The following is a 26,880-nucleotide window of genomic DNA, read 5'->3' on the forward strand; positions in this document are numbered from 1 at the left end:
CATTTTTATTCAATTTTATAAGGATTTACTAATTTCCAATCTGCTTTATAATCAGGGTCTTCTTTTGTATAGTGGTTTTTTATAGTTTTTTGGCAAGTATTAATATTAGTTTCTAGACCTTTCAGTTCTAAATTTGTAAGTTGAAAATTTAAGTCATGTTCAAAAGGTTTTACGACATGTTCTATATATACTTTAATTTTCGCCGAGTACTTTCCAACCTTCCAGATGAATGAATTTTTGAAGTAATCCAAAAATTCATTATACTCCTTTGATATTTTAAAACTATCAATGCCCGCGCTACTTTGATAAATATTATTGTAAATTTCATTAGTGGAATTAAATAATTTGTTATATGCCTCTTTAAATTCTTCTTTTTGAAATCCAAATTTCCTTTCTATTAATGTATCTGTTAGAACTTTGATAGCTATTGCCTTTTGGGTTTTTTTAAACGGCATTGAACCCAAATCTGGATCTGATATTTCCATTTGAAGAAATTGCTCTTCGAACCAATCCCATAAAAATTGATGCGTTTCGTTGTTTTCGTGTCTTAAAATAATATCAATTTTTTTAATTAAAGCTTCTTTTTTTTCAACAGAAAATGCCAAGTTTATATTTAATATTGGCCCATCTATGGAATATCCTATCTCTAATTCTTTATGGGAAATTATAGACAAATTAGGCTTTAACAATAAATTTCTTATCCAAGAAATCAATGGAACAAGCCACGCTAAAGCCCCCAATACAGCTAAAGAATCATAAAAATCCATCTTATTATGTGTACCCATACTGGTTTGGATGTATAGTTTGAGACTTATAAATACCCACCCGCCTTACAATTTTATTACGCATCAATTTCCAACTTTTAAATCAAAGCGACTCCCACAACAGTAATTAAATCTTTTCCACGTACTTCTTATAAAACCGAATTATCACATTTATATTTCTTTTACTCCTGACCAAGTAAATATTCACATCGTAAGAGTGAACTATCTCGTTTCTGAAAAGGATAAAGAATTTACAAATAACAAGTTATCTTCTTAAAACGAAATAATTGGAATATAGTCCAACCCTTTATCGACTAATACTTCAGATATATAATTGATTCGACTAGGAGGTGTATCATAAAGAATTATCCATGTTACCCATTCCCTTGAATAACCAGCACATTGACCAATACAACGATCCATTTCAGATTTGTTGGGATTATACTTTACTTCAAGGGCTAACACACCACCAATCAAAATATCTGGTTGCCCAATTAAAGTATTTGGTGTAAGTTCAATTTCAAAATCTGTATATTTAGTTAAATATTCAGCCAAAACATCACGGAAATCATCTTCATCTTCCATTTCATCTAAAATCTCTAATTCATTCAATAGCTCATTAATTTTGTAACATGCCTCATTCACAAAATCCGGGCTTTCACATTCGGCTCTACTTTTCTTACTTTCTGCAATCTTAGCAGATTTCCACCAGCTTCCAGCAAGCACTCCAATGACACCAGCAAGAATGAGTTTAGGGATGTGTGATTTATTGTCGTCACTCATATGATACTTTAAAAATTTCACTTATTGACATATTTCTCTTTATAAGAACTATTTTCACTAAACACAGACAAACAATTCCTGTTCAAAGCGCACAGGAACAGGGTTTGTCTGTGCCACCCAATTTTTCCAGTTAATCCAGTCAGGAATAATCATAGCTTTTTCAGGTCTTCCATGATTAATTCGTCCAATCCCTTGTGAAACCTCATATTGTCCTCGTAGGTAAACCGTGCCCAGTTTAAGAAGCAAATGTAAACTTCTTCATCTTTCTCATAGACAGGTTCACCATATTTCCCGATTTGATACAGTAGCAAAGGATTTTTTAAAGAACCGCCTGCCCGCCGATGATCATATAAGGGATCATATCCTGATCCAAACTCACAGCAATTCTTTCAATAAGTTCTTTAAACACTATTGCTCACTCGGGCAATTTTTATATCTACTTCCAGCCCATCCAGCGGGTCTTTCAAAGGGATTGCGTTGAGATAAACCGCCTCCTTATACATTCCTTCAAAGATTTCCATGTTTTTCTGATAGTCAGGTTTTTCTTTTTTAAGGCTTCGTTCAAACTGCTGGAGTAGTTTACTATTTTTAACCATATTCAATTTATCATTATCCAATTTGTTTCAGCCGCAATGCGTCACAATTGCCGCAAATATCATTCTGGTTTTTGCGAAAATACTGCATATTTTCACTATTCCAGATTTCGTCAATGTCTTCTTTTAAAATATTGCCGACTTCATGCCTGGGAAGGTCGCAGCATGGCGTAACCCTGCCGTCAATGTTAATATACAAGTAATCATATGGCTTAGGGCAATATTTATCAAACCGGTACATTGCCGGACGCATTTTTTTATAGAGGAAACGGAACAAAATATTGTCAAATGCGGTATAATTGTTGTCCACCTGTAATCCATATTCACTGGCTATTTGCTCCGATTTCTCATAAATTTCCAGTTCTTCTTTTAAGCCAGGCCTTTTAAAACCGCTTTTATCCATAGGCATATTTAACCGTATTAAATAAACACGGTCTGCGCCAATTTCTCCCGCCAAACGAACGGCATCCAAACACTGTTTCTCATCGTGCATGGTAATTTGTATGGTAACAACAGGAATGGGTTTTGTACCCCGCAGTTTAACAAGCGACTCTATATTCTTTTGCACTACCTTGCTGGACGGATGTCCCTCTTTTGCGCCAGATTCATCATCGATACTATCCAACGAAATGGTAAGTTTATCTAACCGTATTTCTATGAATTTTTCTGTATATTGCGCCAGCAATAAACCATTCGTCGTTAATCCGACTTTATGCCCTTTGTTTTTTGTATAGGCAATCATTTCCATTAATTGCGGATGCAACAAAGGTTCTCCCCAGCCGGTAAGCGTAACGTTATAACGGGAATCAATCCTGTCAATGATATGTTTAAAGAGGTCAAAAGGAATGTCTTTTTCCGGCAGGTTGAATGTCTCTCTCGGGCACATACCGCAGCTATAATTACAGCGGTTGGTAATTTCTATCTGAATACGTTCCGGTCGTTCCGGAAAGATATAAAATGTTCTGCCAAATATACCTTTTACCAGATAGAGGGGATTTATGAAATACATTTGCCTATAATCCAAGGGGGGAGTTTATTTAATTACACATCGGCTCAATCTTTCCGCTTCATCAACGGAAAAACTATCCGTTACATTATCCATTTCTTCATTAACGTTTGTTGGATAATCACTGGTGAAACAAGCGTTGCAGAAATTCTGCCTCGGCTGTGTGGTACAGCTCATCATTCCTTCCACGCTAAGATAACTCAGGCTCTCTACATTCAAAAATTTTCTTGTCTCTTCAACCGTTTTATTGGCTGCAATAAGTTCGCCTTTTTGCTGAAAATCAATTCCATAATAACAGGGATGCCTGTGGGGCGGACAACTAATCCTCGCGTGTATTTCCTTCGCACCTGCTTTTCTTAATAAACCAAACCTGGATTTCGAGGTAGTACCCCGCACAATCGAATCATCTATTACAATAACACGTTTCCCAGCCACTGTCTCTTTCAGCGGATTTAATTTCAGCTCGACAAAACGATGTCTCATATCTTGCTGAGGCAGGATGAAAGTCCTTCCAACATAATGGTTTCTGATAAAACCTCTGTCAAAAGGTATTGATGCGGCGTGCGAATATCCAATTGCTGCGGAATTTCCCCCTTCCGGCACGGAAATTACCACGTCAGCATCAACAGGCGACTCTTCCGTAAGCTTCGCGCCTAATTTCTTACGGAACAAATGGACGCTTTCCCCGTACACGCTGCTATCGGGTCGGGAAAAATACACCAATTCAAATATACAGAAGGCATGTTTTTTTTGATTACTATAAAATTCACTGCGAAGGCCGCCTTTACTTATAGAGACTATTTCCCCCGGCTGCACATCCCGAACGTATTCTGCGCCGATCTGGTCAAGGGCACATGTTTCAGAAGCAAAAACATATCCGTTATTAAGTTTTCCCAAAGAAAGCGGCCTGAAGCCATACGGATCACGTACTCCAATCATCTCATTTGGGGTTAAAATCAACAATGAAAATGCCCCTTTCAGTTGATTTAATACGCCTGGCAGCCCGCTTTGCCTTGAAACCGAAGGCTTCGCCATCAGGTGCACAATTACTTCAGTGTCAGAAGTTGTATGGAATATCGACCCATTTCCTTCAAACTCATCCCGCAGTTTTTTTGCATTAGTCAATTGTCCATTATGGGCAATTGCCACTTTCCCCCGATAATAATCCACCAGCATAGGCTGTGCATTTTCAATATTGCTCGAACCAAAAGTAGAATATCGCACATGCCCGATCGCAACGGGGTTTTTTAAGAATTTAAGCATACGGGCATCCAGGGCGTCACTGATCAACCCCATTCCTTTACGGCAAATGATATCTTTGCCATCCGTTGAGGCAATCCCGGCGCTTTCCTCCCCACGGTGCTGTAAAGAATATAACCCATAATACACCTTCTCAACAGCATCTTCACAGCCGTAAACACCAAACAAACCACAATGTTCTTTTATGTAACCCATTTATCTATAAGCCCGTTAAAATTGTTAAGTATTTTATAAAAATCCATTTACGATTTTAAATTTACGAATCCTCCCTTTGAGGGAGGGCATCTTACGATTCCTTTGAAATTCCATACACAAACCAGTATTATATAAAATATTGCTTAAAATGAGGAAAAAGAGAAAAACGCTGTTCTTTAATGCTGACATTTTTCCGTACAGGGCAGGAATTGTGGCATTGGAATATTATCCTCTGCACAATTTTTTTAACAATAATCAGTTGTTTTGTGTCATTAATATGCGTCAATTTGTTTTGAAGATTGTTCACTAAGAGATGCAAATAATTGAATTTTTCGGCAGGTTTGGTAACGAAAAGAAATTATATCAAACATACGTTTAGTGTCAATATTATAATTATGTCTCAGGAGCGGGTACATGAAGAATAGTACGATAAAATATAAAAAAAGATTTTCGGATGTCCTCCTGTATGTCATAATAAGCCCCACGCTGGTACGGAAAAACGGAGGAAACATCCTGCAGGAAGTTATCCGGGGTGGCGCAGATGCGGTACAACTCAGGGAAAAAACAATGCCAGACAATGAATTCCTTGCCATTGCAAAAGATTTCAGGGAAATAACCGGACAAACAAATACACTATTTATCATAAATGACCGGGCGAAAATCGCCGGAAAAGTAAATGCAGATGGATTACATATCGGGCAGACAGATATGAACATCAATAACGCACGCAAAATCATTGGAAATGACAAAATAATCGGACGCTCCACACACAACATATTCCAGGCACGCCTGGCAGAACAGGAAGGCGCTGACTATATTAGCGTTGGTCCCTTATTTTATACCGCCACAAAATCCCATGAGCCCCCCGTAGGCCTACGCTATTTGCAGCAAGTCCGTCAGGAAATTTCTCTTCCTTTTGTAGTGATTGGCGGCATTACCGCCAACAACGCGGCTGAAATAATACAGGCGGGCGGAAACAGGATTGCTATTTGTTCTGCAATTATTTGCAGTGAAAATATAACGCAGGCAACACGCACCCTTAAAGACCTCTTAGTCAAAAATAATCCCTTTTCAGGACAGGAGAAAAAATTGCCTTTATAAAAAAACCGGAAAATATTTCACCATTGATGTTTTTTCCGCCGCCACGAAATGCAGGAATGAAGATTTCAATACAAGGCTTGAATAATATCATAAGTGTCTATTTTTGAAACAATTAAAAAATATTTCCAACCAAATGACAAGGCAATACCCTGCCGGTACTATTTAAGGCATTCTATTTGCGCCACTATTTTGGTATTATTTTCCTCAGTGTAGGAGCCGAAGCATTTGCTATAAATTGTCATAAATGCGCTCCTGCCAAAACTGGCAAATGCTTAGCCCCTACAGATAAGATTTTACATTAATTAAGGAATACACCATGCAGAAATTTTTATTTTTACTTTCTCTGTTATCTTTTATGCTCTTAACCTGCCTTGGTTGTGAAAGCATTATGAACTCTTCGCTTTCAACGGAACCACCGCCCCCTCCACCCAAAAGCAGTGGCTATCTTACAGAAGGGGCTACCGTAAAAATAGATACCGGCTACAAAACCAATAGACTCTCTATCCTGGAACAGCTTGATCAGGCAAACAAAAACCTTACAACGGAAAAAGAAAAGGTCGCTTCACTCGAAAAAGAAATAGCAGAGCAAAGGGAAATTCGCAAGATGCTTGAATACAAGATTGAAGAAAACGAGCGGCAATTGCAGTTTCTGGAAACACTTCAACAGGAAAATGAACAACTTAGAAAACAACTTGTGAACGCACAGGCGCCTTATGAGGATAAAATTAAAGAACTGACCCTGGAATTAGCCAGGTCAAGGCTCGAGGAAACAAAAGCGAAACAAGAGCTTGTTGGCCTAAAGATAGAATTACTGGTAGATAAAAAGAAAAACCAGTAAATGACGTGTAAATCTCTTGAAAAATAGTGTAGGGTGGAGTGAACAGTCGGCAGTCGGCAGTCGGCAGTCAGCAGTCGGCAGTCAGCAGATTGCAGATTGGAGATTGCGGATTGTGAACAGCCACTATTTTTTATAACGCATCTGGAGGTGTTTGTGTATCGTAGAATCAGCGTAAGTATCATATTTTTAATCCTTCTTTCCGGTTGTATAAGCAGCCCTAAAATTACCCGGTATTCAGGATTGAGTTATAACAAATCCGAAGAATTAAGAGTAACCCATTTGCAACGGGTATTGCTTTTGCCCTTTGAATACACCATCGACCGGGAAGCCGTTATCGATGAAATTGCAGAGGCATTTTCTGTAGAGCTGAGGAAAATAGGCAGGTTTGAAGTTGTTGTACTTGAAGGAAAGGCAAAAATGTTATCGGAAAATAAGATATGGGATAAAGGGTCTATCAATCTCAACACTGTATTGCAATTAAGGAAAAAATACGACGTTGACGCCATTGTTTTTGGCGCCATTACTCACTATCGTCCCTATGAACCAATGCTGCTTGGTGTTAAAGCAGGAATGGTTTCCACCGATACCGGCACAGTTTTATGGAGCGCGGACGGTGTATATGACAGCAACGAAAATGAAGTCGCAGAACTGGTAAAATATTACTTTGAAAGCACCCACCAAAAAAGCGCTCTCTACGGCTGGAAGCTTATCCTGCTTTCCATGAGACGTTATTCTCAGTTTGTCGCCAACCAGATTACAAAGACGCTATTATATTAAAACAGAGACAACGCATGTGTTGTCTCTACATATCAAATTCCCACCTTTTCAATCTGTGCAATCTGCGAAATCTGTGGTTTCCGCTTTTTCATCATCGTAAATCGTAAACGGAAAGAATTACCTGCTCATAGGAAAAAAAGCCCCCTTGTTTCCTCCTCGTTTTCCCTAATCCACAAAATAGTCCTAAAATTTTTCATGTAATTTTATATCTCCGGACAAAATATTTTATTACCTGAAAAATACCATTAAACCCGCGATTTGTACTCAGGGGTGTTTCCTCCGGACAGTCATAGTATCAGGGGTTGCAGGAATAAACCACCGCCAACATGGGAAAGGCGTCTTAAGGCTTATAGCGCTTTTTTCTCTATCAAAAAGAACTGAGTATGAAAGGATAAAAACCGTGCATCCCCCCGCTCTTTTCCCTGAAAAATAATCATGGCATTATTCTTGCTCATGTTCACATACAGGAATTTCAAACTGTTCATGCAGTTGCAAGGCGTGCCTTGCCACTACAAAGAAAAATGATTTTTCCGTGTAATACCAACCCTTTTAATTAAAAAAAATTTTCCGTGTGTTCCGTGGTTGTAGCACTATACTCATTTTAACCAAAAAGGGAAGAAAACATGTCTGCAATACTCGAACTTTTTAACAGCGGCTATTCCTCACCAAAGATGCTCAATGAAGCACGGCAAGACGCAAACAATGCCAACATCAGCGCTAATGGTTCAAATACTGGTTTCGCCGATAATGAAGTAGAAGACCTTGCAGAACCGTTTGAAGAATTTCTTACACACCACACTTCCCCATCCGCAAAAAAGCCAGAGGGGAAAAGTGCAAAAAACGCCCTTGAAACCCTTTCAAAAACAATTACTGAAAAAATCGCTGAAGGCGAAGAACCGGAAGGCGACACGATTTTTGCAAACATGTTAAATCCAGATGCTCTGGCAAATACAATAATCAACGTACTTCAGGGAAATGCAAACACTGCGGAATCCGAAAAACTTTATAATTTTTTTAATACACTTACCGCAGAAAAGGCATTGTTTTCTGATACTGATAAAGGGGAAATACTTGCCGCATTGAAACAGTTATTAAACGCACTGAAATCCCCCCCCTATCCCCCCCAAAGGGAGGGGATTAAGTTGCTCAACACCTTAACGTCATTCTTTCAAACAAACCCCTCAAAGAACGATGGCGTTTCTTTGCAATCAGGTGTATTTGCAGAAAGGCATCTCCCTGCTTTTGCCGGAGAGAGTATCTCTTTGCATCCAAATATACTTGCGGATAACGAAGGAAATACAAAAAAACACCTCCCGGGTGGTGATACACGTTCAACCCTTTTAGAATCATTCATTTTTAATGCCAATACTAAGGGAATGGCCTCATCAGGGAATTCCTCGATAACAAATATGCCGCCTGCTGCCGGCGAAGGTGTTGTTTCGCAGTTGAATGGATTGTTCAACAATTATGAGGGGAATATTACCGTATCAGAGATTTCTCTCACGGATTCAAAAACAAGAGAGGCACACAATGCGCTAAAATCCCTCCTGCAAACAATGGTAAACGAAGGCAGGAATAGTGCATTCTCGTTTAACACCCCTATGGACGCCGGTATTTCCATGCAGGAGTTTGCAGGATTAACTATGAACAGGGCGTCAAAAACCGCTGAAACACTGAAGACATTTTTGCAGCATACCACAGGGGAAATCAATGGATTCGCACATAAAATAACAAACGACCCTAATAATTCCGCGGGAAAGAATGAGGCGAAGGATGCCGGTACAAAAGAACAGGCCGCTTCCCCTCTCAACACATCTTCCGGTTCCGGCTCATTCCAGAGAAATGAGGAGGGTAATTCATCCGGCAATCTTTCACAACAAGGGAAGGATACGTTTGCTTTTGCCCCCAATAATCAACAGGAAAAGACGCCGGTAAATAACTCCCAGTTAAACAACTTTGATTTCCGGCAAAATATATCAGAACCCCTCACTGGTTCAGCAACTACGATATTGTCTTCCGCTGAAAATCAAAAGAATGTTGCGTCCCCCTTGTTCCAGGGCAATACCCCTGCCGGTACAAATACCCTGCAAAATAACGTAATGGAACAACTATTGGAAAATATCAAGACGTTACGCAACGGCAATACGTCTGAAATCAAACTACAACTAACCCCACCCGCGCTGGGCACGGTAAGACTTCATCTCACCGAGGAAAATGATGAGGTCAGGGCAAAGATATATGTGGAAAATGCGGAGGTAAAGGCGGCAATACAAAACAATATCCATCGCCTGAAGGAATCAATCGCCACAAATGGCGTTGAGATACATAGGGTAGAAGTGTATGTACAAAATGAAAGCAAAAACAACCACGAACGGCAATCCCAGGCATATTTTGCCGAAGGCGATTCACCGCGCCGGGACGGGGCCAGAGACGGCAGCCATAAAGAAGAAAACCTTACAGGAGAAAATGAAAATAGTCATAAAGTGCTATCAATTAAAAATAAAATCGCAGCATCATCAAATTTAACAATAGATTACATTTTTTAAGGAGATTACCTATGAGTACTACTAGTACCACAAGTTTAGGCTCTGAAATCACAACGGATAGCTTTCTTACGCTTTTTACCACGCAGATGCGCTATCAGGACCCCTTAGACCCACAGGACAATTCAGAATTTCTGTCACAGTTGGCGCAATTCACCACGCTGGAGCAGACATCGCAGCAAACGGAATACCTTGCTGACCTGTCATCGCTTGATACCGCTTCACTGCAACTGGATCAAATCGGGATCGCTTCCGGATTCATCGGCAAAACCATTACCTACAGCGATGACGATGGAGAAGGAGAATATAGCGGAGTGGTGGAAGGGGTAAAGCTGGAAGAAGACGGCACGGTATCGTTTGTCATAGACGGCGAATCCGTTTCCATATCGAATTTTATACAAGTGGAAAGCACCGCCGCCACCGTATAAGGAGAAACCGAAACTGATTCGGGCGACGGGATATCATCCATAGGCGCGGAGTCAAAATGGAAGATATAAAGAAACCACAGATTGCATAGATTACACAGATAAAAAAATCGTAAATCGTAAATCTAAAAATGAAAGGAGGCACACAATGGGCTTAGGAGGAGCATTATACGCGGGTGTAACGGGTATCCGTTCGCACCAGAGCTGGCTGGATGTTATCGGAAATAACCTGTCCAATATTAATACTTACGGGTATAAATCATCCCGGTTGCTGTTTTCCGACCTGATCAGCCAGGATAAAGGGAGCGGCGGGGTTAATCCTATGCAGATCGGCATGGGCGTGAAGGTCGGAAGCATTTCTTCCCTATTTAGCCAGGGAACCCTTGAGGCAACGAACAATGAATTCGATTTTGCCATTCAGGGTGATGGGTTCTTTGTATTGAACGGCGGCAATAAAAACTTCTTTTCCCGGGTCGGGACGTTTGCCACAGACGCCAGTAACCAGCTCGTTGACTCAACCACCGGTTATCAGATATTAGATTCATCCGGTAAAACCATTACCATTCCTTACGGTTCGTCAGTTTCAGCGACAAAAACATCAACGATGACCCTGACCGGTACCCTGGAATCAACACCGTCTAGTTCTTCGGGTGAGGTATTGATATTGTCCAGCGCCCTTACTAGTAGCAGCGTAGCTGCAACCGGAGCAACCACATTAAACGCCTTGGATACCAATACGACAGATTACACCTCTGGAACAGATATAATCACTATCTCTTACACAGAACCTGATGGTACTTCGGGTTCTGTAGATTTTACTTATGGTGCAGCAAACGACGGCACCACGGTAGACGATTTGCTGGCATATATAAATACAAATGCTTTTGGTGATACCACCGGAACGGCGGGTGATGGATCTGCATTTGCCACTCTTTCTTCCAGTGGAAAAATTATTGTAACATCAACCACCGCTGGCGAAGATGAACTCTCTCTTTCGATATCAGATAGCAGCACTGCTACCGGCACATGGACAAATTACAGTTTAAAGGCTTCAACTTATACGACCTCCACAACCATTTATGACTCACAGGGAACAGGACATAACGTAACGCTTTCCTTTATTAAGAAAAATGATGGAGAATGGGATATGCGCGCAAGTATGCCAAGCGCTGACGGCACAATTACCACCGATACCATAAGCGCAATTACTTTTAATGATGACGGTAGCCTTAAATCATCAGGGGATACAACCCTTACCTTTAAATTTGATGGAATAACCACTTCACAAACTGTGAAGTTTAAACTTGGAACATTCGGAAAAACTGACGGTATTTACCAGAGCGGCAAAGGTTCTTCGGTTACCGCATCAGAGCAGGACGGTTCCGAATCGGGTAGTTTCAGCAGTTTTTCGGTGAATACTGACGGCACTTTGTCCGCATTATATTCAAACGGAACATCGAGCAAAATTGCCCAGTTACAACTCGCCACCTTTGGCAATGTACAGGGACTAAGAAGGTCTGGAGACAATTTATATGAACAAACAGACTCCTCCGGAGAACCGCTTTACACAGTCGGAGGTACGGGAAGCGCCGGAGATATATACAATGGATATTTAGAGGCGTCCAATGTGGACATGACGTCGGAACTAACGTCGCTCATCATGGCGCAAAGAGGTTTCCAGCTTAACTCACGTGTTATCAGCACCGCAGACGAGGTACTCGCGGAAGCCGTTAACCTCAAGAGGTAATTTCCAGCCTTTTCGATAATAATTTGGAGCTCCTCTCTCTTTTTCACTTGCCCACAGAGAGAGGAGTTCTCCAAATTAACATTTCCCAATATCCGCTCAATAAATAGAAGAAAACACGTGTCAAGGTAAGCATCTATCAGGTTTATACGGGGAATGTAAATGTATTACCCTTATTTATTGAGCCGATACTGGAAATTGTCATTTGTAGTGCGACGAACCTCGCCGCAATACATGAATTTAGTGGGCTTAGCCATGTAAGGCAGGCAATGCCATGCCCTACCCGACTGGCTATGCCAGCTTAGGGAAAGCAGGGATAACTCAATAACCCTTTTAAAAAATTAAGATGATTTCAAATCCAATTACTTATATCATTATTGATGCGATAAGCGATAATCACAAAAAATACTATAGAGAAATAAATATAATATTCCAGAACAATTATTTTACATTTAAAAAGAGGACTAAAGATGGGAAAAACAATTAAAGCCAGATTTTCCAGGGGAATAATTGAGCCTATGGAGAAAATAGACATTGCGGAAGGAAAGGAAATTACTATAACCATAATCGAAATTCCTTCTGGGAAAGAAGAAGATGCCTTTGAAAAATCCGCGGGAAGTTGGAAAGGAACCATTGATGCAGAAAAATTAATGAAGGATATTTATGCGGATCGCCTTGTATCCACCAGAAATGAACCAAAATTATGACACCCTCATATCTTATCGATACCGACTGGATTATTCATTATCTCAATGGACAAGAAGAGATAGTTAAACGGCTTGTGGCTCTTAGAAAAGAAGGACTGGCCATTAGCGTTATCTCTTTAGCAGAATTATACGAAGGTGTTTATTATTCAACGAATCCTAAAGGAGATAAAAAAGCTTTAGACGATTTTCTAACCGGAGTCTTGATCCTGGGACTTGAAGATGAAATATGTAAAATCTTCGGAAAAGAGCGGGGAAAACTGAGAAAACTTAAAATAGTAATAGGTGACTTCGACCTTTTAATAGCTGCAACTTGCCTTTGTTATAATTTAACCCTTCTCACCAACAATATAAAGCATTTTAAAATTGTGGAAAAGTTGAATATCATTTCCATAAACAAACCTCATAAATAAACGGAATAGAAATACTTTAGCTTTTTGAATACCGCGAATGGTTAATGTTGGGTTTAGCTGTACTCCTCCACCGCCTCTCTGCATAACCATTCAACCACTACCGTTACTCCCATCCCAACCGTGCTAAACCATTAACCATAAATTATGAGCCATGAGCCATTAGCCATTAGCCATTAGCCATTAGCCTTTTCCCTGTAAGTTTTTTCAACAATACCCTCTCACACCAGGAAAATTTATTCACCCCAGACAGGAAATAATTGCCCCCTTCTTTCACAGCATATTGAAAATGTATTATTCCATACCCGGTGCAACGATATTGTAACCATTTGCAAATACACCCCTTAAGCGCACATATCATGCATCATTTTATTTATTCCTGCATTTGGTATTGGGATTGCTGCCTTAATGCAGCAACAGAGTTTTTTAATCCTTTTTTTTTGCAACCATGGAGGATAGATAGAATGATTAGCGGCTTATACACCGGAGCAACGAATATGATGGGACAGGGGGAATACCAGGCCGTTATTGCCCGGAATCTGGCAAATGTAAATACCGTCGGATACAAAAAGAATATTGCCGTATTTGAGTCTTTCGTTGCCGGTGCAAAAAACCAGACAAAAGAGGCTTCAGAAGGGACGGGCAGTACTTTAGGAAAAGTGGCGACCGATTTTTCACCAGGGGTGATGCAATTCACCGGCAATGAACTTGACCTTGCAATAAAGGGCGACGGTTTTTTTGAAGTTCAAACCAAAGCAGGGATCGCTTATACCAGAAGCGGACAATTTATGCTTTCCCGCGACAGGACAGTGGTAACCCCTGAAGGTTGGCCGTTGATGAGCAGTGGGGGCCCTATTCAAATACCGGCGAAAGCACAATCATTTACCTTTAAAACAGACGGCTCTGTTTCCGTCGACGGCAAAACGATAAGCAAACTCAATATCGTTAATTTTTTGAACCCTGACGGTCTTAAATCAATCGGTGGAAGCGCTTATATCGCATCGGATAAAGCAAACCCTACCACCGCAGATGGAACGGTTGAGATTGCACAGGGTTATCTGGAAAAATCAAATGTAAACGTTATCGATGAAATGGTAAATATGATTGCCAATATGAGAAGCTTTCAATCCGGCAATAAATCAACTGACTCCATAAACGATTCTTTGAAAAAACTTATCGGACTTGTCTCATAAAAATCTAAGGAGAATATAAAATGTTACGAGCGCTCTACACAGCAGCAACAGGTATGAAGGCACAACAGCTTTTTCTGGACAATGTTTCAAACAACTTATCAAATATTAATACCACAGGGTTTAAAAGGAGCCAGGTCAACTTTCAGGACCTCCTTTACAGCAAACGGTATATAGCGGGTTCTGAGTCTGCGCAGGGTTTCGAGATCCCGGCAGGTATTCAGCTTGGCGGCGGTGTGAGAACAATTTCCATTTCCAAGGTGTTTTCCCAGGGTAATCACGTAAACACTGAGAGAGAGTTAGATCTCGCCATCCAGGGAAAAGGGTTCTTCCAAATCCAGCAGTCTGACGGCAGCATTGCATACACAAGAGACGGTTCATTTCAATTAAACAGTAAAGGAGAAGTCGTGACAGCAGACGGATTGCCGTTATCGCCCTCCATTACGATCACTAACGCAACGGAAATTTCCATTGGCACCGACGGCACGGTCTATGTGAAAGGGTCAGACCCCAGCGGGACGCTTCAAAACGTCGGGCAAATTATGTTGACAATGTTCCCCAATCCTTCCGGACTCGACAGTCTGGGCAAAAATCTCTATCTTGAAACTATGGCGTCGGGTTCCCCAATTGTAACTGTGGCGGGGGAACAGGGAACAGGAGAGATTTATCAGGGATTTCTTGAGAACTCCAATGTTGAAACCGTTACGGAACTCGTAAGCCTTATCACTGCACAGCGTGCTTACGAAATTAACTCCAGGGCAATATCAGCAAGCGATGAAATGTTATCCACCATTAACAGTATGGCCAGGTAAAGAATGAGGGGCGAAAAATGAGGGACAAAAGACGAGGGATAATTCCCCTCCCTCTGGGGGGGCTAAGGGGGGATATTCATAATATTCATAATGTTTGCAATCGTTTCTGTATCCTTTGGACAACAGATTACGGTCGAGTTGAAAGAATCCGTATCACTTCCCGAAAAGGAAGTTACCCTTGGCGATATTGCAGACCTGTCATGCAGTGACGCAGACCTTTTAAAAAGAGCGCATAACGTATTTATCGGAAACACTCCGTGGCCGGGCAACGTCAGAAAAATAGAAAAGAATATTATAGCTTCACGTATGCTGGACGCAGGAATAAACCCCAATAAAGTCTCGTTTGGCAGGAATGATTTTACCATGATATCCGTAGAATCATTCACCATTACCGGCGACGAGATTTTACAAACCGCAAAAGAGTTTGTCATCACAAAGCTTGCATACTCTGAGAGAAATGAAGAAATCGTTGTCGAAGCCGAAAGGCCTCCAAACGATATAATGCTGCCACTGGGCGGAGGAATTATGCGCATAGAGGTTTCACAGGTAAATGCAAACAAAAGCAGCGGCAGGGTTCAGGTAGTGGTACGGATTTATCTTGATGAGAAACAATATCATAAAATACCAATGTATTTTACTATACGGCGCTATGAAGAAATCGTAGTCGCCAACAGGAAAATCAACAGAAACGATATTTTAACCACTAAGGATATTTGTATAAAACGTATCGAAACAACAAGCATGCCAGGGTTTACTACCATTGACAGTGTAGAACCTCTTTTGGGGAAACGTGTCTTATATACCATTCCTCCCGGCAAACCCCTTACGCAAAACATGGTAGATGACCCCGCAGTGATAAAAAAGGGCGAACTCGTCAAGATTCTTGTAAAAATCGGCAACCTTAGTATTCTCACAAAGGGAGTTGCGAAAGAAGACGGTTACAAAGGACGGGCGATTAAGGTTATGAATTTAGATACAAAAAAGGAATTATACGGCGAAGTGCAGGATGATTGTACCGTGAAGATAATCCTTTAGGGCGAATAATTATTCGCCCCTACTTGGTCAAAATATTTTAAATCAGAACAACCACTGGCGGAGTCTCTTATGAAAAAGAAAACTATTCCCTATCTTATTGCATGTTTCACTTGTATTGCATTCGTAACCGATGCTATGGGAGAATCTCTCTGGCAAAAACGCATTACGTTAAATACAAACCTTTATAATGACAACAGGGCAATGCGTATCGGCGACATTGTGACGGTCACGATAAATGAGTCAACGGCAATTACCGGAAAAGAAGATTCCAGCGCAGACCAAAGCACAAGCCATAACATAAATGTGGACGCTTCAGATTTTTCCAAGAAATTAGGGGCATTGCAAGACTATTTACCCAATGTAAAATCACAAACTGAGCACACTTTTGGCGGTACGGGGCAATACGACAGCAGCCGCAGCCTTCAATTGGAAATCACCGCTGTGGTAACGGAAATATTATCAAATGGGAATCTTATTATTGAAGGGAACAGAGAGGTGGATATTAATAAGGAAAAATACAATATAAAGGTATCAGGGATCATACGGCCAATCGATGTAAGTGTGGATAATGTAATTCAATCAAGCTCGATTGCAAATGCCAGTATAAGCCTTGAAGGCAAAGGTTTTTTGACAAATGCCGCCAAACGGGGCTGGTTTTATCGCCTGAAGGAATTTGTATCGCCATTTTAAGCTAGTTACGAAGCACGATTTAAAATCCTAAATTAATAAAAAAAGCCACAGATTATACGTAACACTTTAGTTTTTTGAAAAATGTATTACCTATAAGCTCCGTAGGAGCAGCCTGTTTGTAGCAAAATAGAATATTATAACAGATCGTAGAGACAGGTTTGAAACCTGTCTCTGCAATTAGGAGCGACCTGTCTCTTGTAAATCCATATTAAACAGGTCTGCCTGAATACGGACAGGCCGCTCCTACGGAGCTATTTACCTTATTGAATTTTATTGCGCTACAAACAGACCGCCCCTGACGGGGCTACATGGTATTTTTTCTATAACGGGAATTTTTCAAAAAACTAAAGTGTTACGATTATACAGATTTAATAAAACACAGAAAGACAAATTATCCATTAACAACTTACGGTGAATGCTATGGGAAAAAAACAGTTTACAATAAGGTTTATGTTGAAGTGTGTTATAACGTCTTTTATTATCGCAGGCACAACACTGATAAGCCTCTTTGTACATCACGTACAGGCCGCAGTCAGAATTAAAGATATTGCGTATGTTCAGGGCGTGCGTGAAAACCAGCTTTACGGATATGGCATAGTTATCGGACTTCAGGGAACAGGCGATAACAGTCAAATCTTTAAACTTACCAGCCAAATGGCAGTAAATATATTTGAAAAACTGGGGGTGCTAATGGATGAAAAAGACTTCTTTTCCAAAAACACCGCGGTGGTCATGGTCACCACGAATATCCCTGCATTTGCAAGGCCGGGCGATAAGCTGGACATAACGCTTTCTTCCATTGGTGACTGTAAAAGTCTGGAAGGCGGCGTGCTGCTTCAGACCGCATTGCAGGGCGCTGATAATGAAGTGTATGCCGTAGCTCAGGGCGCGCTTACCGTAGGCGGTTACAGCATCAAAGGCGATGCACAGTCTGTCAGGAAAAACATATCCACTACCGCCCATATTTCAAACGGAGCGATCGTTGAAAAGGAGATTCACACCACCTTTTTGAAGGGGCAGGCACTGAATATTGTGCTGAGAGACCCTGATTTCACCACCTCCACAAGGGTAACAGAGCTTATTAATAATATTTATCCAAATTCTTCAGTTGCGGTTGATGCGGCGGTTATCAATATAAGACCTCCGCAGGGGTTTCAGTCCGATGAGACTATAGTAAAATTTATCTCTACCCTGGAAGAACTTTACATTAAAACCGACAGCGTCGCTAAGATAATTATTAATGAACGCACCGGCACCATTGTTGCAGACCAGCATGTAAGAATATCCACGGTTGCAGTTGCCCATGGAAACCTCAGTATAACGATCAAGGAAGAAAAGGAGGTTTCACAGCCAAATATGCTGGGTGCAGGTGAAACAAGGGATATGGCACGCACGGATATACAGGTAAGCGAAGAAAAAAGCAGATTGACCGTACTGCAGGAAGGCGTCTCTATTTCCGACGTTGCGCGTGCACTTAATGTATTGGGCGTAACCCCAAGGGACCTCATCTCGATATTCCAGGCCATTAAAAAAGCCGGCGCATTGCATGCGGAACTGGTAATTATGTAAATGTGAAAACAAAATAAATACAATCGGCAACCGGCAAATTGCAGGCTGTAGATTGCCAACAGCCGACTGTCTCCCCCCACTGCTTCCCCTTCAACTATCTCTCTATTTTCCGTTTCCTTCTCTTCCGTATTTTGATATACTGCCGCCTTGATTTTACATACACTAAAATAAAAGTAATACACGCAGGCGGCTGCTGTTTTGTCTCTCATTCTTTTCCACTCATGGGGGGGGATCGTAAATGAATGTTTTTATACAGGGAATGCGCCGGTCAGGAACAACAATTGTTTATGATATATTGTGTCAGGACAAGAATCTTGATTTATATTATGAACCTTTTGCCGCAGGTAGAATTCCAAAACACGGAGGGGGTAGCGGCATACAAAATGTTGATCTTTTTGAAAAGATCAGAAAATGCAGGGAAGATTTTCAAAAAACATACCCCTTATTAAAAGACATCGATTTGTTAAATTATGGCACACCAAGGGACGCCTCCCTGGAACTCGAAAGAGATTTACCGCAATATTGCATTGATTACATAAAATATTTGATTTCCCGCTCTGAAGATACCGTTATTAAATTTACACGAATGTACACCAAAATCCCGGTACTCAAGAGAATCGACCCGGATTCAAAACTCATCCTTATCGTTCGGGACCCGCGTGCAATCACCACGTCGTATATTTTTGGCAGAGAACAGAAACACAGAGAAAAGTATTCTACGAAAAAAACCTTTTTCAAAACCATCATCGAAAGGAATCCGTGGGGAAGTTACGAACTTTATAAATTATTGATAAAAACACCCGAATATGCCCATATGAAAAATTGCAACGACTATTTGAAGGTTTTAATGATTTGGAAATATACCTTTCAGCAAACACACGAGGCAGGCAGGAAAACATTCGGGAAAAATTTTCTTTTATTACGCAATGAGGATTTAATAGCGGAACCGCATGAAACACTGAAATTGCTCTATGATTTTATGGAAAGAACATTACCCGGTAACGTTCTTCAATGGACGACAGAACATGTGAAAAAAAAGGTAACGCTATTTGCCCCATCCAGTAATTACTGGAGAAAAGGTTTTACCCTCCTCAATATGAGAGAAGCACTTGAACAGGCAGGATATCACGATTGTCTTAAGCTTATGAACACGCAACGATGGTACAACAACCTTACCCATTTTTTTCGCCGATGAAAAAACTCAGCATAGGAATAGTTAGCTCCTGGTGGAATAGGGGACAAAGCACGGTGTCCCGTTATCTCAGGTCTGTTTTTGACAATTTGGGACATCACACATTCGTACTTGCCCGCCCCACAAGCGATACCGATGATTTGCCCAATTTTATCTCTACGGCTGACGTATGGAACCAGGGGGACGTTACCAGGGCGTCTCGTTTTTTCATCCCCTTAGAAGAATATCTCTCCTGGATAGAAAAAAATGCCATCCAGATCATTTTTTTTGATGAAAACAATGAGTATGACAAGATTAAATATCTGCGGTCAAAGGGCATTAAAACCTTTGGCCGTTTCGTCTGGGAAGGTTTTGGAGAAAAACATGCAAAAGGCCTTAAAACAATCCTTCGGACAAGGGATATGAAGGCTTTTTGCCGGTATATGCGGGAGTGCTTTACCAACAAGGACGTCATTGGTGCAAAGGAGGCATTTGATATCGTCTATTCTCTCACAAAATGTGAACAGGCGCGATACAAAGACTTTGGGATTGACAGCCCCTGGATCCAATGGGGCTGCCATCCGGAACTACTTGCAGTAAAACCGCAAAAACGTGAAGATGCTATTTATTTTTTCTTTCCGGGCGGTTTTCAGGGGGCGAGAAAACCGATGAGAAAGACGGTTGAAGCCTTTATGAAGGTAAAAAATCCTGACATTCGCCTGATTATTAAAGCACAGGGAACAAGGACAACGACCGAGAATATTGAAGACTTCCCGGATACACGACTCATAAAAATAGTGAAAGACCTGCCCGCAAAGGAATATTATAATTTATTCTCCTCCTGTCATGTATGTTTGGCGCCAAGCAGATGGGAAGGTTTAGGGCAACATTTTTATGAAACAATCTCCTTCGGATTGCCCACAATCACCAATAACATCCCCCCTCACAATGAAGTCATTGAAGACGGAAAGAATGGGCTGCTTGTAAAATCGGTAAAAATTGGTTATAAACAATCGGGAATACCCATCTACGACCCTGATGTGGATGACCTTGCAAGGGCAATAGAGGAACTGTCTGACGTAAATAAAATAACGGAACTCTCAAACAATACGATACAATTGCAAAAAAAATATTCATGGAATACCACCACCGAACATATAAAAAAGACTTTTAGATTATAAAGAGAGAGAGAGGCCACTGATGAACATTTTAATGTCAAAGCCTGAAATTGATCATATTGCCAGGAAATACAACCTCTTGTTAGTTATACTTTATGGTTCTCATGCAAGCGGGCGAACTTGTAAAGAAAGTGATATTGATATTGCTGTTTTGGGAACAAGACCCATCACCTTTGAAAATCTGATTGATTTGAATAACGAATTTGCTGAAATATTTAAAGTTAAGGAAATAGATGTAAAATCCCTTCATAATACCAATTCCCTGTTTCGTTATCAGGTAATGAGTAAAGGAGTTCTGCTTTACGGTAAGAGTTATGATTATAATTCTTTTAAATCCTATGCCTTCCGCGATTATTATGATAGCCAAGACCTTTTAAGGTTAAAAGAAGTGCTTATTAAGAAACGGCTGCAAAATTTAGGCGTTTAGTATTTCAGATGATTGATAAAGAATTTTTAAAAGAAAAACTGAATTTAATTACCCGTGATTTGGAAAGATTAAAGATATTCTATGATTTTACAATTAGCCAGATTGCGGAAGATTTTATAAAGTATGCGGCGCTAAAAATATCTTAATGGAGATCATTGGCAGGGCTATCGATATTAATGAGCACCTTATTTCTGAATTGGCCAGACCGGATATGGAAGCGCCAAAGACATATAGAGACACATTCTTACTCCTTGCTGACTTGAATGTTTTGCAGAGGGATTTTGCCGAAGAAATCTCGAAAAGCGCCGGATTTAGAAATGCAATTGTTCATGAATATAACAATTTAGATAAAAGTATTATCTATAAAACAGTCGGAGATGCTATAAATCAATATGCAAAATATTGCAATTATATTTTGAAATTCATATTAAAAACCTCTTGAGAACAACTGCGGCACAGTCATATAAAAAATAAAACATCCGAAAGTAAGAGAACTCATTGCACACCGCCGGCATTAACGTATCCTCAGCTTTTACGATTTGTTTGACGATAGTAAAATTAAAGAAAGGCAAAATGATGCATATCGGCATAGTCAGCACCTGGTTAAACAGAGGACAGGCTACTGTTTCACGTTATCTGCGCTCTATATTAGATGAACTTGGACACAAGACCTTTGTGCTTGCAAGGCCCACAAGGGATAATGACGCCCTGCCAAAATTCATTGCCAAATCAGATGTATGGGAACAGGAAGGCGTTGCCCATGCCTCTAATTTTGTAATCCCCTTAAAAGAATACAAAGAATGGGCTGTTCACAATTCACTCGATCTGATATTCTTTGATTCAAATTTGCAATTTAAGGAAATTGCGGCGTTACGCGCAATGGGGATAAAGACCATCGGAAGATTTATCTGGGAAAGTTTCGGGATACAACACCTAACCGGTTATAAAAAAATACCGTTGAAACCATTTATGTGGAAAATGGCAGGAAGGTGTTTATTAAGTAATTCAGGCATACGCCCCATGAAAGGCGCCATCGACGCATATGACATAATTTATTCTTTAAACAAATGCGAATGCACACGATACGCCGACTTTGGCGTTGACAGCCCGTGGGTGCCGTGGGGATGCCATCCGGAACTTCTTAATTCCGTGTCGAAAAAACGGGGAGACGCCATTTATTTTTATTTTCCTGGCGGCTTTCAGGGCGGCAGAAAGCCCATACGAAAAACAGTCAAGGCCTTTACACAAGTACAAAATCCCAATATAAGGCTCATTATCAAGGCGCAGGGGGAGCGGTCAAATACGGAACATATTGATGATTTTACTGATAAAAGAATTATACACATTAAAGAAGATTTATCCGCAAAGGAATATTATGATTTGTTTTCATCATGCCATGTGTGCCTCGCACCAAGCAGGTGGGAAGGGTTAGGACAGCATTTTTATGAGGCAGTCTCTTTCGGATTACCCACAATCACCAACAACATCCCGCCCCATAATGAGGTGATACAAGACCGGTATAATGGCATCCTCGTTAAATCACACAAGACAGGCTACACCGCTTCCGGTATTCCCTACTTTGACCCTGATGTTGAAGACCTTACACGTGCAATAGCGGAATTATCCGATCCGGAAACGGTCGAAGCATATGCAAGAAATACGGTGGCCTCACAAAAAATCTTTTCATGGGAAAATACGATAAAACATGCAAAAGACGCCTTTGGCCTGTAAAATGTTGTTTTGGTTTAAATACTTTTTTGCGGAGATATAAGTGAATGGAAGTTTATTTTAGCACGGTGGTACGACAGGGGCCTATTGCACAGGGCGGGGAATTGGTTAGCATTGACTGGGCAACCAAAAAAATAAAGAGGAAAACAACGTTATCGCCTACCGATCCGCTTATTACAGAAAAAGACGATGCTAACCCACGGGGCAACTCAAGGGGCGGAAGGGGCATCGTTAAGATTAATGATACAATCTATGTCGCAACCTACCATAGCCTGATTCTTTTTGACCTCTCCCTTACGCCAAAAGGGAAGATATCAAATAATTTGTTTGTCGGATTGCATGAGATTTTTCATCATGATAACGTAATTTGGCTTACCTCCACCGCAATAGATTGCGTGATTGGCATTGATACACAAGGAAATTCCATCAAATCCTGGTGGGCAAGAGAAAGTCCAACCCTGCAGAAGCATTTTTCCCTCTCACCGTTGAAAATTGATAAAACAACCGACAACAGACTGCTGTGGCTTAAAGTCTTGCCCGCCAGACAGCCAAGCCATACGCATTTAAATGCAGTTGCAGTGCATAATAATGAGTTATACGTCCTCTTTAACCGGTTTGGCGCCGTTTACAATACGACAACAAATCGCCTTGTACTGGAAGACCCCTCTATAAAAGGATGCCATAATCTTGTGTTTTTTGAAGATAAAATAATAATTAATGACACCCAGGGAAAAAGGGTTATGGTCTATACACAGAACGGCACATTGATCAAGGCTTTATCTTTATTAGACTTTCCTGAAATAAATGCCCTATACAAACTTGCAATCAAATCTTCTAAGGCAAAGTCATCTTCTTTTTTCAGAGGCATTCACTTTCTTTCACGTTTTTTAAACATGGAGCATGAGATTAAAAGCCCGTTATTCTTGCGCGGACTTTGCCCTGCCGGTCAATCCCGTATCCTTGTGGGATTTTCTCCTGCGACTATTGCGGAAATTGATATTGAAAAAGGAAGGCTTCTCGACCTTTTTCAATATTCTCAGGATATTGCCGTATGTGTGCATGGATTATTGGCATGTAGTTGATGTATAATTTTCAGGAAGGCAACAGTTCACCCCTTCCGGATTGTCCCGGTATTTGAAAAAAACCCACCCCTAAATCCCCTCCCAGGAGTGGAATACAAGAAGTCCCCTCCTGGGAGGGGATTTAGGGGTGGGTAAACTGTTACCCAGAAAGATATAATTTTATGCAAAAAAAACCCTTTATTTACATCGCCTCTCTAAGAAGAACGGGCGGCACTGTACTCAGCGAGGCATTAACCATGCTGCCTTATTCTTTTATTCTTCGGGAACCGAATTTGGGGAAGAACAAATTCCGCATACAGGAAAATGATTATACATTGTTTTTACAATTGGGGATTGATCTCAAGGCATTTAAACAAAAATATATGGATGAAGAAGATAATTCCCTTATCAATGCCTTGAAAAGCCAAATAATGCCAAACCTTGCCCCTCACATCCATCAGTTGGGAGTAAAAGAAATCCATCACCGCGGCTGGCAAAATTATTATCGGGTATTTGAAGATATACGGTTTATCCTGACGGCAAGAGACCCACGGGATATATATGTTTCCCTTTATTACCGGAAAAAACAGGGGAAGGGAAGCTGGAAAAAAGAATTAACGCCGGAAACATTATCGACACACCTTAACAATGAGTTTAACAGACAATTGGAAATGGCTGAACAGGCAAACTGCATAAAGGTAAAATATGAAGAATTATGTACAAATACAGAAATATATCAAAAAATAAAGACCTTCCTGGAAAGTGAAATCCCAGATACCGGAGACATCGGGAGTTTTAATGCGGCAAACGTTAAACGGAAGGATGAATATGAACTGCATGGCAACATCATTACTGACAAAAGGGTACATCGCTGGCAGCAGGAGCCGGATAAAAGGTTAGTTGCCGAGGCAACCAAAATTATCGATTTAATGCCGCACTACTGCGATTTCTGGGGATATAAAAAATAAAACGCCCTCCCCCTTTCACCATTTTCTCTGCATTCCTTTATTCAATTACACTATGAACATCTACTGCTTTTTAAAGACACGATACGACGGTTTTATGAAAACCTTCGATCAGTACCGTTTGGTGCTTAAATGGCTAATGGGAGATTCTATCTGGCGGTTCAGGAAAGAATCATTCCTCATCCTTTTTACCAATTTTATCGGGGTATCATTTCAGGTATGGACTATTGGCCTTGCAATTTATTACGCCAAGGCTATGCAAAGCGGCAGCACCATAAAACTCCTCCACTATGAATTCAATGCACGAACATCTAATGTATTTCTTATTTTATGCGGATTATCAATCCTGTTCTCGCTGTTGATCGCCGCATGGGCTATTTATTTTTCAAACTCTAATGGCTTAAAACTAAGGAGAAAATACGAAGAATTTTGTACAAAGAGAATATTTCTGCACTTCGGCTCAGGCTTTAAAATCGGAACATCCCTTGAGCAGGATTTCAGCAACGACAAAATTATCGTGCGGCTGGCAAGAAGGGATTCAAGGTTCTGCAGCAGGGCATTATGGATGATACTTGATACGATCATACCTTTGGTCACTTTCATGGTCGCCATTGCTACATTATTATACATCAACACGCTTTTAACACTTTTAAACTTTACCCTTATGGGCATTTCTGCCATATTTCTTTATAAAGTAAGTGTTTATGCGGCGAGAAATTCGTCATCACTGGAAAAATTCGCAAAAGGAACAAGCAGGGAATATTTAAAAATTATTCAGCGGCAAAAGACATTGCACGTCTCAGCGCATGAAAACGAACAATGGCTGGGGAAAACCCTTTTTTCCTCCGGGGCAATAAAGAAATTTCACGATGCCTATGAGGGAAGGTTGAGATCCCTGGAGTATAGCCAGTTAATCAGCAACATTGTCTTCGCACTGGCGATTTTTTTAATATTGCTCATCATGGGCAGATCTATTATTTCTGAAGGCAAAGGGTGGGGCGAATTAATTGTCTATTTAATAGCGCTGCGCTTTATGTTGACAAATATGCGGCAGGTAAACAGAAAGGCAACCGGTATCAACCGCCTTTATCCGCAAATCAGAAGATATTTCCAGTTTCTCTGCGCTACAGTCATTACCCCAAAGACAGGGGCAGTTCCACCGGCAAGCTATATCATTGTCCCAACAACTACTCATCCTGCAATAGAAGGTTCTCTTGAATACGGGGAGCTAAAGGCAGGAAGCCGTATGGGACTCCTGAGCACAGTTACATTAAATCGTTATACATTGGGATTTTTGACCGATTGCATACTCGGGCATTCTGTGGAGAAGACAAAAACCGCCCTTGAATCCATGTGGTTTGTAACTGCGGATTATGAATTTCTCCCGAACCGTTCTTTACGGGAATCCCTGGGTTTCTCAGAAAAATACACCACCGATAATTTACAAAAAGATTTAACAAAAATGGGCCTGTGGGATAAATACAACGCACAGATGCCTGACAACTTGGATACATCTTTATCGCCTGATATTTGGAGAAGGATAGACCCGTGCCTGAAATTTTCGCTGGCATTACTTAATGCGCTGCAATCAAATTGTCAGTGGATAATGATTGCGGAAAAGGGGTTAAGAACCTTGCCGGATAGCGCAGGAAATTATATGCTTAACCACTGTTCCGATAAAATAACAACAATCGTCTTCTTTGAAGACTATGTCGCTGCAGGCAATTACGGGGAAGAGGTTATAGCGGCAATGGGGCATGGCGAAATTATAGGTTTGGGGTCAATAGAATGGTTTAGAAGGAATCAGGACGCCATCAAAGAAATACAAATGCCGGAATATAACAGAACCACTGAAAAAGGAGCCGATGACTTCGACCTTGATGACGACCTGGACGATGATGATTTTTAAAA

The 26,880-nt window shown here is 40.8% G+C and carries 28 protein-coding genes; 22 read left to right on the forward strand and 6 right to left on the reverse strand.

Features of this window, described 5'->3' with window-relative positions:
- Nucleotides 1–5 precede the first annotated feature (5 nt).
- The 6 genes from M5U24_RS01545 to purF all read right to left on the reverse strand — a co-directional run bounded on the left by M5U24_RS01545 (nucleotide 6) and on the right by purF (nucleotide 4,601).
- Nucleotides 6–767, reverse strand: coding sequence for a hypothetical protein (locus M5U24_RS01545; protein WP_157820657.1), 762 nt, complete (start codon nucleotides 765–767; stop codon nucleotides 6–8).
- 270 nt (nucleotides 768–1,037) lie between these two features.
- Nucleotides 1,038–1,568 (reverse strand): hypothetical protein, encoded by a 531-nt coding sequence (locus M5U24_RS01550; RefSeq protein ID WP_157820656.1) that lies wholly within the window; start codon nucleotides 1,566–1,568, stop codon nucleotides 1,038–1,040.
- Between the two features lie 36 nt (nucleotides 1,569–1,604).
- Complete coding sequence (locus M5U24_RS01555) at nucleotides 1,605–1,793, reverse strand: hypothetical protein (protein WP_157820655.1); 189 nt, start codon at nucleotides 1,791–1,793, stop codon at nucleotides 1,605–1,607.
- Nucleotides 1,794–1,948: 155 nt separating this feature from the next.
- Nucleotides 1,949–2,143: a hypothetical protein gene (locus M5U24_RS01560; protein ID WP_157820654.1), complete on the reverse strand. Its 195-nt coding sequence runs from the start codon at nucleotides 2,141–2,143 to the stop codon at nucleotides 1,949–1,951.
- A 13-nt stretch (nucleotides 2,144–2,156) separates the two neighbouring features.
- Nucleotides 2,157–3,149 carry a radical SAM protein gene (locus tag M5U24_RS01565; RefSeq protein ID WP_099326192.1) on the reverse strand — a complete coding sequence of 331 codons (993 nt, stop codon included), beginning with the start codon at nucleotides 3,147–3,149 and terminating at the stop codon, nucleotides 2,157–2,159.
- 24 nt (nucleotides 3,150–3,173) lie between these two features.
- Nucleotides 3,174–4,601 carry an amidophosphoribosyltransferase gene (gene purF / locus M5U24_RS01570; RefSeq protein ID WP_099326191.1) on the reverse strand — a complete coding sequence of 476 codons (1,428 nt, stop codon included), beginning with the start codon at nucleotides 4,599–4,601 and terminating at the stop codon, nucleotides 3,174–3,176.
- Between the two features lie 414 nt (nucleotides 4,602–5,015).
- On the opposite strand from purF, the gene thiE reads away from it, so the two are divergent.
- The 22 genes from thiE to M5U24_RS01680 all read left to right on the forward strand — a co-directional run bounded on the left by thiE (nucleotide 5,016) and on the right by M5U24_RS01680 (nucleotide 26,878).
- Nucleotides 5,016–5,702: a thiamine phosphate synthase gene (gene thiE, locus M5U24_RS01575; RefSeq protein ID WP_099326189.1), complete on the forward strand. Its 687-nt coding sequence runs from the start codon at nucleotides 5,016–5,018 to the stop codon at nucleotides 5,700–5,702.
- Nucleotides 5,703–6,018: 316 nt separating this feature from the next.
- Nucleotides 6,019–6,540: a hypothetical protein gene (locus M5U24_RS01580; protein ID WP_099326188.1), complete on the forward strand. Its 522-nt coding sequence runs from the start codon at nucleotides 6,019–6,021 to the stop codon at nucleotides 6,538–6,540.
- A 96-nt stretch (nucleotides 6,541–6,636) separates the two neighbouring features.
- On the forward strand, nucleotides 6,637–7,317 hold the full coding sequence (locus M5U24_RS01585; RefSeq protein WP_099326187.1) for a CsgG/HfaB family protein: 681 nt from the start codon (nucleotides 6,637–6,639) through the stop codon (nucleotides 7,315–7,317).
- Between the two features lie 623 nt (nucleotides 7,318–7,940).
- Nucleotides 7,941–9,863, forward strand: a complete 1,923-nt coding sequence (locus M5U24_RS01590) for a flagellar hook-length control protein FliK (protein ID WP_298201366.1) — start codon at nucleotides 7,941–7,943, stop codon at nucleotides 9,861–9,863.
- Between the two features lie 11 nt (nucleotides 9,864–9,874).
- The gene (locus M5U24_RS01595) at nucleotides 9,875–10,288 is read left to right on the forward strand and encodes a flagellar hook capping FlgD N-terminal domain-containing protein (protein WP_099326184.1); all 414 of its coding nucleotides are present in this window, start codon (nucleotides 9,875–9,877) and stop codon (nucleotides 10,286–10,288) included.
- A 145-nt stretch (nucleotides 10,289–10,433) separates the two neighbouring features.
- The gene (locus M5U24_RS01600; protein ID WP_099326183.1) at nucleotides 10,434–12,032 is read left to right on the forward strand and encodes a flagellar hook-basal body complex protein; all 1,599 of its coding nucleotides are present in this window, start codon (nucleotides 10,434–10,436) and stop codon (nucleotides 12,030–12,032) included.
- A 467-nt stretch (nucleotides 12,033–12,499) separates the two neighbouring features.
- Nucleotides 12,500–12,736: an antitoxin AF2212-like protein gene (locus tag M5U24_RS01605; RefSeq protein WP_099326182.1), complete on the forward strand. Its 237-nt coding sequence runs from the start codon at nucleotides 12,500–12,502 to the stop codon at nucleotides 12,734–12,736.
- A complete protein-coding gene (locus tag M5U24_RS01610) occupies nucleotides 12,733–13,146 on the forward strand; it encodes a type II toxin-antitoxin system VapC family toxin (protein ID WP_099326181.1) in 414 nt (137 codons plus the stop codon). The genes M5U24_RS01605 and M5U24_RS01610 overlap by 4 nt, the downstream gene beginning before the upstream one ends.
- A 461-nt stretch (nucleotides 13,147–13,607) precedes the next feature.
- Nucleotides 13,608–14,336, forward strand: coding sequence for a flagellar basal-body rod protein FlgF (flgF, locus tag M5U24_RS01615; RefSeq protein ID WP_157820652.1), 729 nt, complete (start codon nucleotides 13,608–13,610; stop codon nucleotides 14,334–14,336).
- A gap of 20 nt (nucleotides 14,337–14,356) precedes the next feature.
- Nucleotides 14,357–15,145, forward strand: a complete 789-nt coding sequence (gene flgG / locus M5U24_RS01620; protein WP_099326178.1) for a flagellar basal-body rod protein FlgG — start codon at nucleotides 14,357–14,359, stop codon at nucleotides 15,143–15,145.
- Between the two features lie 90 nt (nucleotides 15,146–15,235).
- Nucleotides 15,236–16,180 (forward strand): flagellar basal body P-ring formation chaperone FlgA, encoded by a 945-nt coding sequence (flgA, locus tag M5U24_RS01625; protein ID WP_169703722.1) that lies wholly within the window; start codon nucleotides 15,236–15,238, stop codon nucleotides 16,178–16,180.
- 69 nt (nucleotides 16,181–16,249) lie between these two features.
- Entirely contained in the window at nucleotides 16,250–16,870 is a 621-nt protein-coding gene (locus M5U24_RS01630) for a flagellar basal body L-ring protein FlgH (protein ID WP_099326176.1), read from the forward strand.
- 420 nt (nucleotides 16,871–17,290) lie between these two features.
- Nucleotides 17,291–18,439 (forward strand): flagellar basal body P-ring protein FlgI, encoded by a 1,149-nt coding sequence (locus M5U24_RS01635; protein WP_099326175.1) that lies wholly within the window; start codon nucleotides 17,291–17,293, stop codon nucleotides 18,437–18,439.
- Nucleotides 18,440–18,677: 238 nt separating this feature from the next.
- Nucleotides 18,678–19,634: a sulfotransferase gene (locus M5U24_RS01640; RefSeq protein ID WP_099326174.1), complete on the forward strand. Its 957-nt coding sequence runs from the start codon at nucleotides 18,678–18,680 to the stop codon at nucleotides 19,632–19,634.
- Nucleotides 19,635–19,687: 53 nt separating this feature from the next.
- Nucleotides 19,688–20,791: a glycosyltransferase family 4 protein gene (locus tag M5U24_RS01645; RefSeq protein WP_157820651.1), complete on the forward strand. Its 1,104-nt coding sequence runs from the start codon at nucleotides 19,688–19,690 to the stop codon at nucleotides 20,789–20,791.
- A gap of 19 nt (nucleotides 20,792–20,810) precedes the next feature.
- The gene (locus M5U24_RS01650) at nucleotides 20,811–21,215 is read left to right on the forward strand and encodes a nucleotidyltransferase domain-containing protein (RefSeq protein ID WP_099326172.1); all 405 of its coding nucleotides are present in this window, start codon (nucleotides 20,811–20,813) and stop codon (nucleotides 21,213–21,215) included.
- An 8-nt stretch (nucleotides 21,216–21,223) separates the two neighbouring features.
- Nucleotides 21,224–21,361 carry a hypothetical protein gene (locus tag M5U24_RS01655; RefSeq protein WP_298201367.1) on the forward strand — a complete coding sequence of 46 codons (138 nt, stop codon included), beginning with the start codon at nucleotides 21,224–21,226 and terminating at the stop codon, nucleotides 21,359–21,361.
- Nucleotides 21,361–21,657 carry a DUF86 domain-containing protein gene (locus tag M5U24_RS01660; RefSeq protein ID WP_298201368.1) on the forward strand — a complete coding sequence of 99 codons (297 nt, stop codon included), beginning with the start codon at nucleotides 21,361–21,363 and terminating at the stop codon, nucleotides 21,655–21,657. Before M5U24_RS01655 ends, M5U24_RS01660 begins: the two co-directional genes overlap by 1 nt.
- A gap of 131 nt (nucleotides 21,658–21,788) precedes the next feature.
- Complete coding sequence (locus M5U24_RS01665) at nucleotides 21,789–22,946, forward strand: glycosyltransferase (protein WP_157820650.1); 1,158 nt, start codon at nucleotides 21,789–21,791, stop codon at nucleotides 22,944–22,946.
- Nucleotides 22,947–22,990: 44 nt separating this feature from the next.
- Nucleotides 22,991–24,025, forward strand: a complete 1,035-nt coding sequence (locus M5U24_RS01670; protein WP_099326169.1) for a hypothetical protein — start codon at nucleotides 22,991–22,993, stop codon at nucleotides 24,023–24,025.
- 161 nt (nucleotides 24,026–24,186) lie between these two features.
- Complete coding sequence (locus tag M5U24_RS01675) at nucleotides 24,187–24,972, forward strand: sulfotransferase (protein ID WP_099326168.1); 786 nt, start codon at nucleotides 24,187–24,189, stop codon at nucleotides 24,970–24,972.
- A gap of 94 nt (nucleotides 24,973–25,066) precedes the next feature.
- Complete coding sequence (locus M5U24_RS01680) at nucleotides 25,067–26,878, forward strand: hypothetical protein (protein WP_298201370.1); 1,812 nt, start codon at nucleotides 25,067–25,069, stop codon at nucleotides 26,876–26,878.
- Nucleotides 26,879–26,880 lie beyond the last annotated feature (2 nt).

This window comes from Candidatus Kuenenia sp., from assembly GCF_027493735.1.
GTDB classification, from domain to species: domain Bacteria; phylum Planctomycetota; class Brocadiia; order Brocadiales; family Brocadiaceae; genus Kuenenia; species Kuenenia stuttgartiensis_A.

Coding starts and splice junctions, on each gene's coding strand:
- M5U24_RS01655 (WP_298201367.1), top strand. CDS start 21,224: ATGATTGATAAAGAATTTTTAAAAGAAAAACTGAATTTAATTACCCGT.
- purF (WP_099326191.1), bottom strand. CDS start 4,601: ATGGGTTACATAAAAGAACATTGTGGTTTGTTTGGTGTTTACGGCTGT.
- M5U24_RS01610 (WP_099326181.1), top strand. CDS start 12,733: ATGACACCCTCATATCTTATCGATACCGACTGGATTATTCATTATCTC.
- flgF (WP_157820652.1), top strand. CDS start 13,608: ATGATTAGCGGCTTATACACCGGAGCAACGAATATGATGGGACAGGGG.
- thiE (WP_099326189.1), top strand. CDS start 5,016: ATGAAGAATAGTACGATAAAATATAAAAAAAGATTTTCGGATGTCCTC.
- M5U24_RS01675 (WP_099326168.1), top strand. CDS start 24,187: ATGCAAAAAAAACCCTTTATTTACATCGCCTCTCTAAGAAGAACGGGC.
- M5U24_RS01640 (WP_099326174.1), top strand. CDS start 18,678: ATGAATGTTTTTATACAGGGAATGCGCCGGTCAGGAACAACAATTGTT.
- M5U24_RS01665 (WP_157820650.1), top strand. CDS start 21,789: ATGATGCATATCGGCATAGTCAGCACCTGGTTAAACAGAGGACAGGCT.
- M5U24_RS01590 (WP_298201366.1), top strand. CDS start 7,941: ATGTCTGCAATACTCGAACTTTTTAACAGCGGCTATTCCTCACCAAAG.
- M5U24_RS01560 (WP_157820654.1), bottom strand. CDS start 2,143: ATGGTTAAAAATAGTAAACTACTCCAGCAGTTTGAACGAAGCCTTAAA.
- M5U24_RS01595 (WP_099326184.1), top strand. CDS start 9,875: ATGAGTACTACTAGTACCACAAGTTTAGGCTCTGAAATCACAACGGAT.
- M5U24_RS01605 (WP_099326182.1), top strand. CDS start 12,500: ATGGGAAAAACAATTAAAGCCAGATTTTCCAGGGGAATAATTGAGCCT.
- M5U24_RS01635 (WP_099326175.1), top strand. CDS start 17,291: ATGGGAAAAAAACAGTTTACAATAAGGTTTATGTTGAAGTGTGTTATA.
- M5U24_RS01680 (WP_298201370.1), top strand. CDS start 25,067: ATGAAAACCTTCGATCAGTACCGTTTGGTGCTTAAATGGCTAATGGGA.
- M5U24_RS01565 (WP_099326192.1), bottom strand. CDS start 3,149: ATGTATTTCATAAATCCCCTCTATCTGGTAAAAGGTATATTTGGCAGA.
- M5U24_RS01650 (WP_099326172.1), top strand. CDS start 20,811: ATGAACATTTTAATGTCAAAGCCTGAAATTGATCATATTGCCAGGAAA.
- M5U24_RS01600 (WP_099326183.1), top strand. CDS start 10,434: ATGGGCTTAGGAGGAGCATTATACGCGGGTGTAACGGGTATCCGTTCG.
- M5U24_RS01670 (WP_099326169.1), top strand. CDS start 22,991: ATGGAAGTTTATTTTAGCACGGTGGTACGACAGGGGCCTATTGCACAG.
- M5U24_RS01545 (WP_157820657.1), bottom strand. CDS start 767: ATGGATTTTTATGATTCTTTAGCTGTATTGGGGGCTTTAGCGTGGCTT.
- flgA (WP_169703722.1), top strand. CDS start 15,236: ATGTTTGCAATCGTTTCTGTATCCTTTGGACAACAGATTACGGTCGAG.
- M5U24_RS01580 (WP_099326188.1), top strand. CDS start 6,019: ATGCAGAAATTTTTATTTTTACTTTCTCTGTTATCTTTTATGCTCTTA.
- M5U24_RS01660 (WP_298201368.1), top strand. CDS start 21,361: ATGGAGATCATTGGCAGGGCTATCGATATTAATGAGCACCTTATTTCT.
- M5U24_RS01630 (WP_099326176.1), top strand. CDS start 16,250: ATGAAAAAGAAAACTATTCCCTATCTTATTGCATGTTTCACTTGTATT.
- flgG (WP_099326178.1), top strand. CDS start 14,357: ATGTTACGAGCGCTCTACACAGCAGCAACAGGTATGAAGGCACAACAG.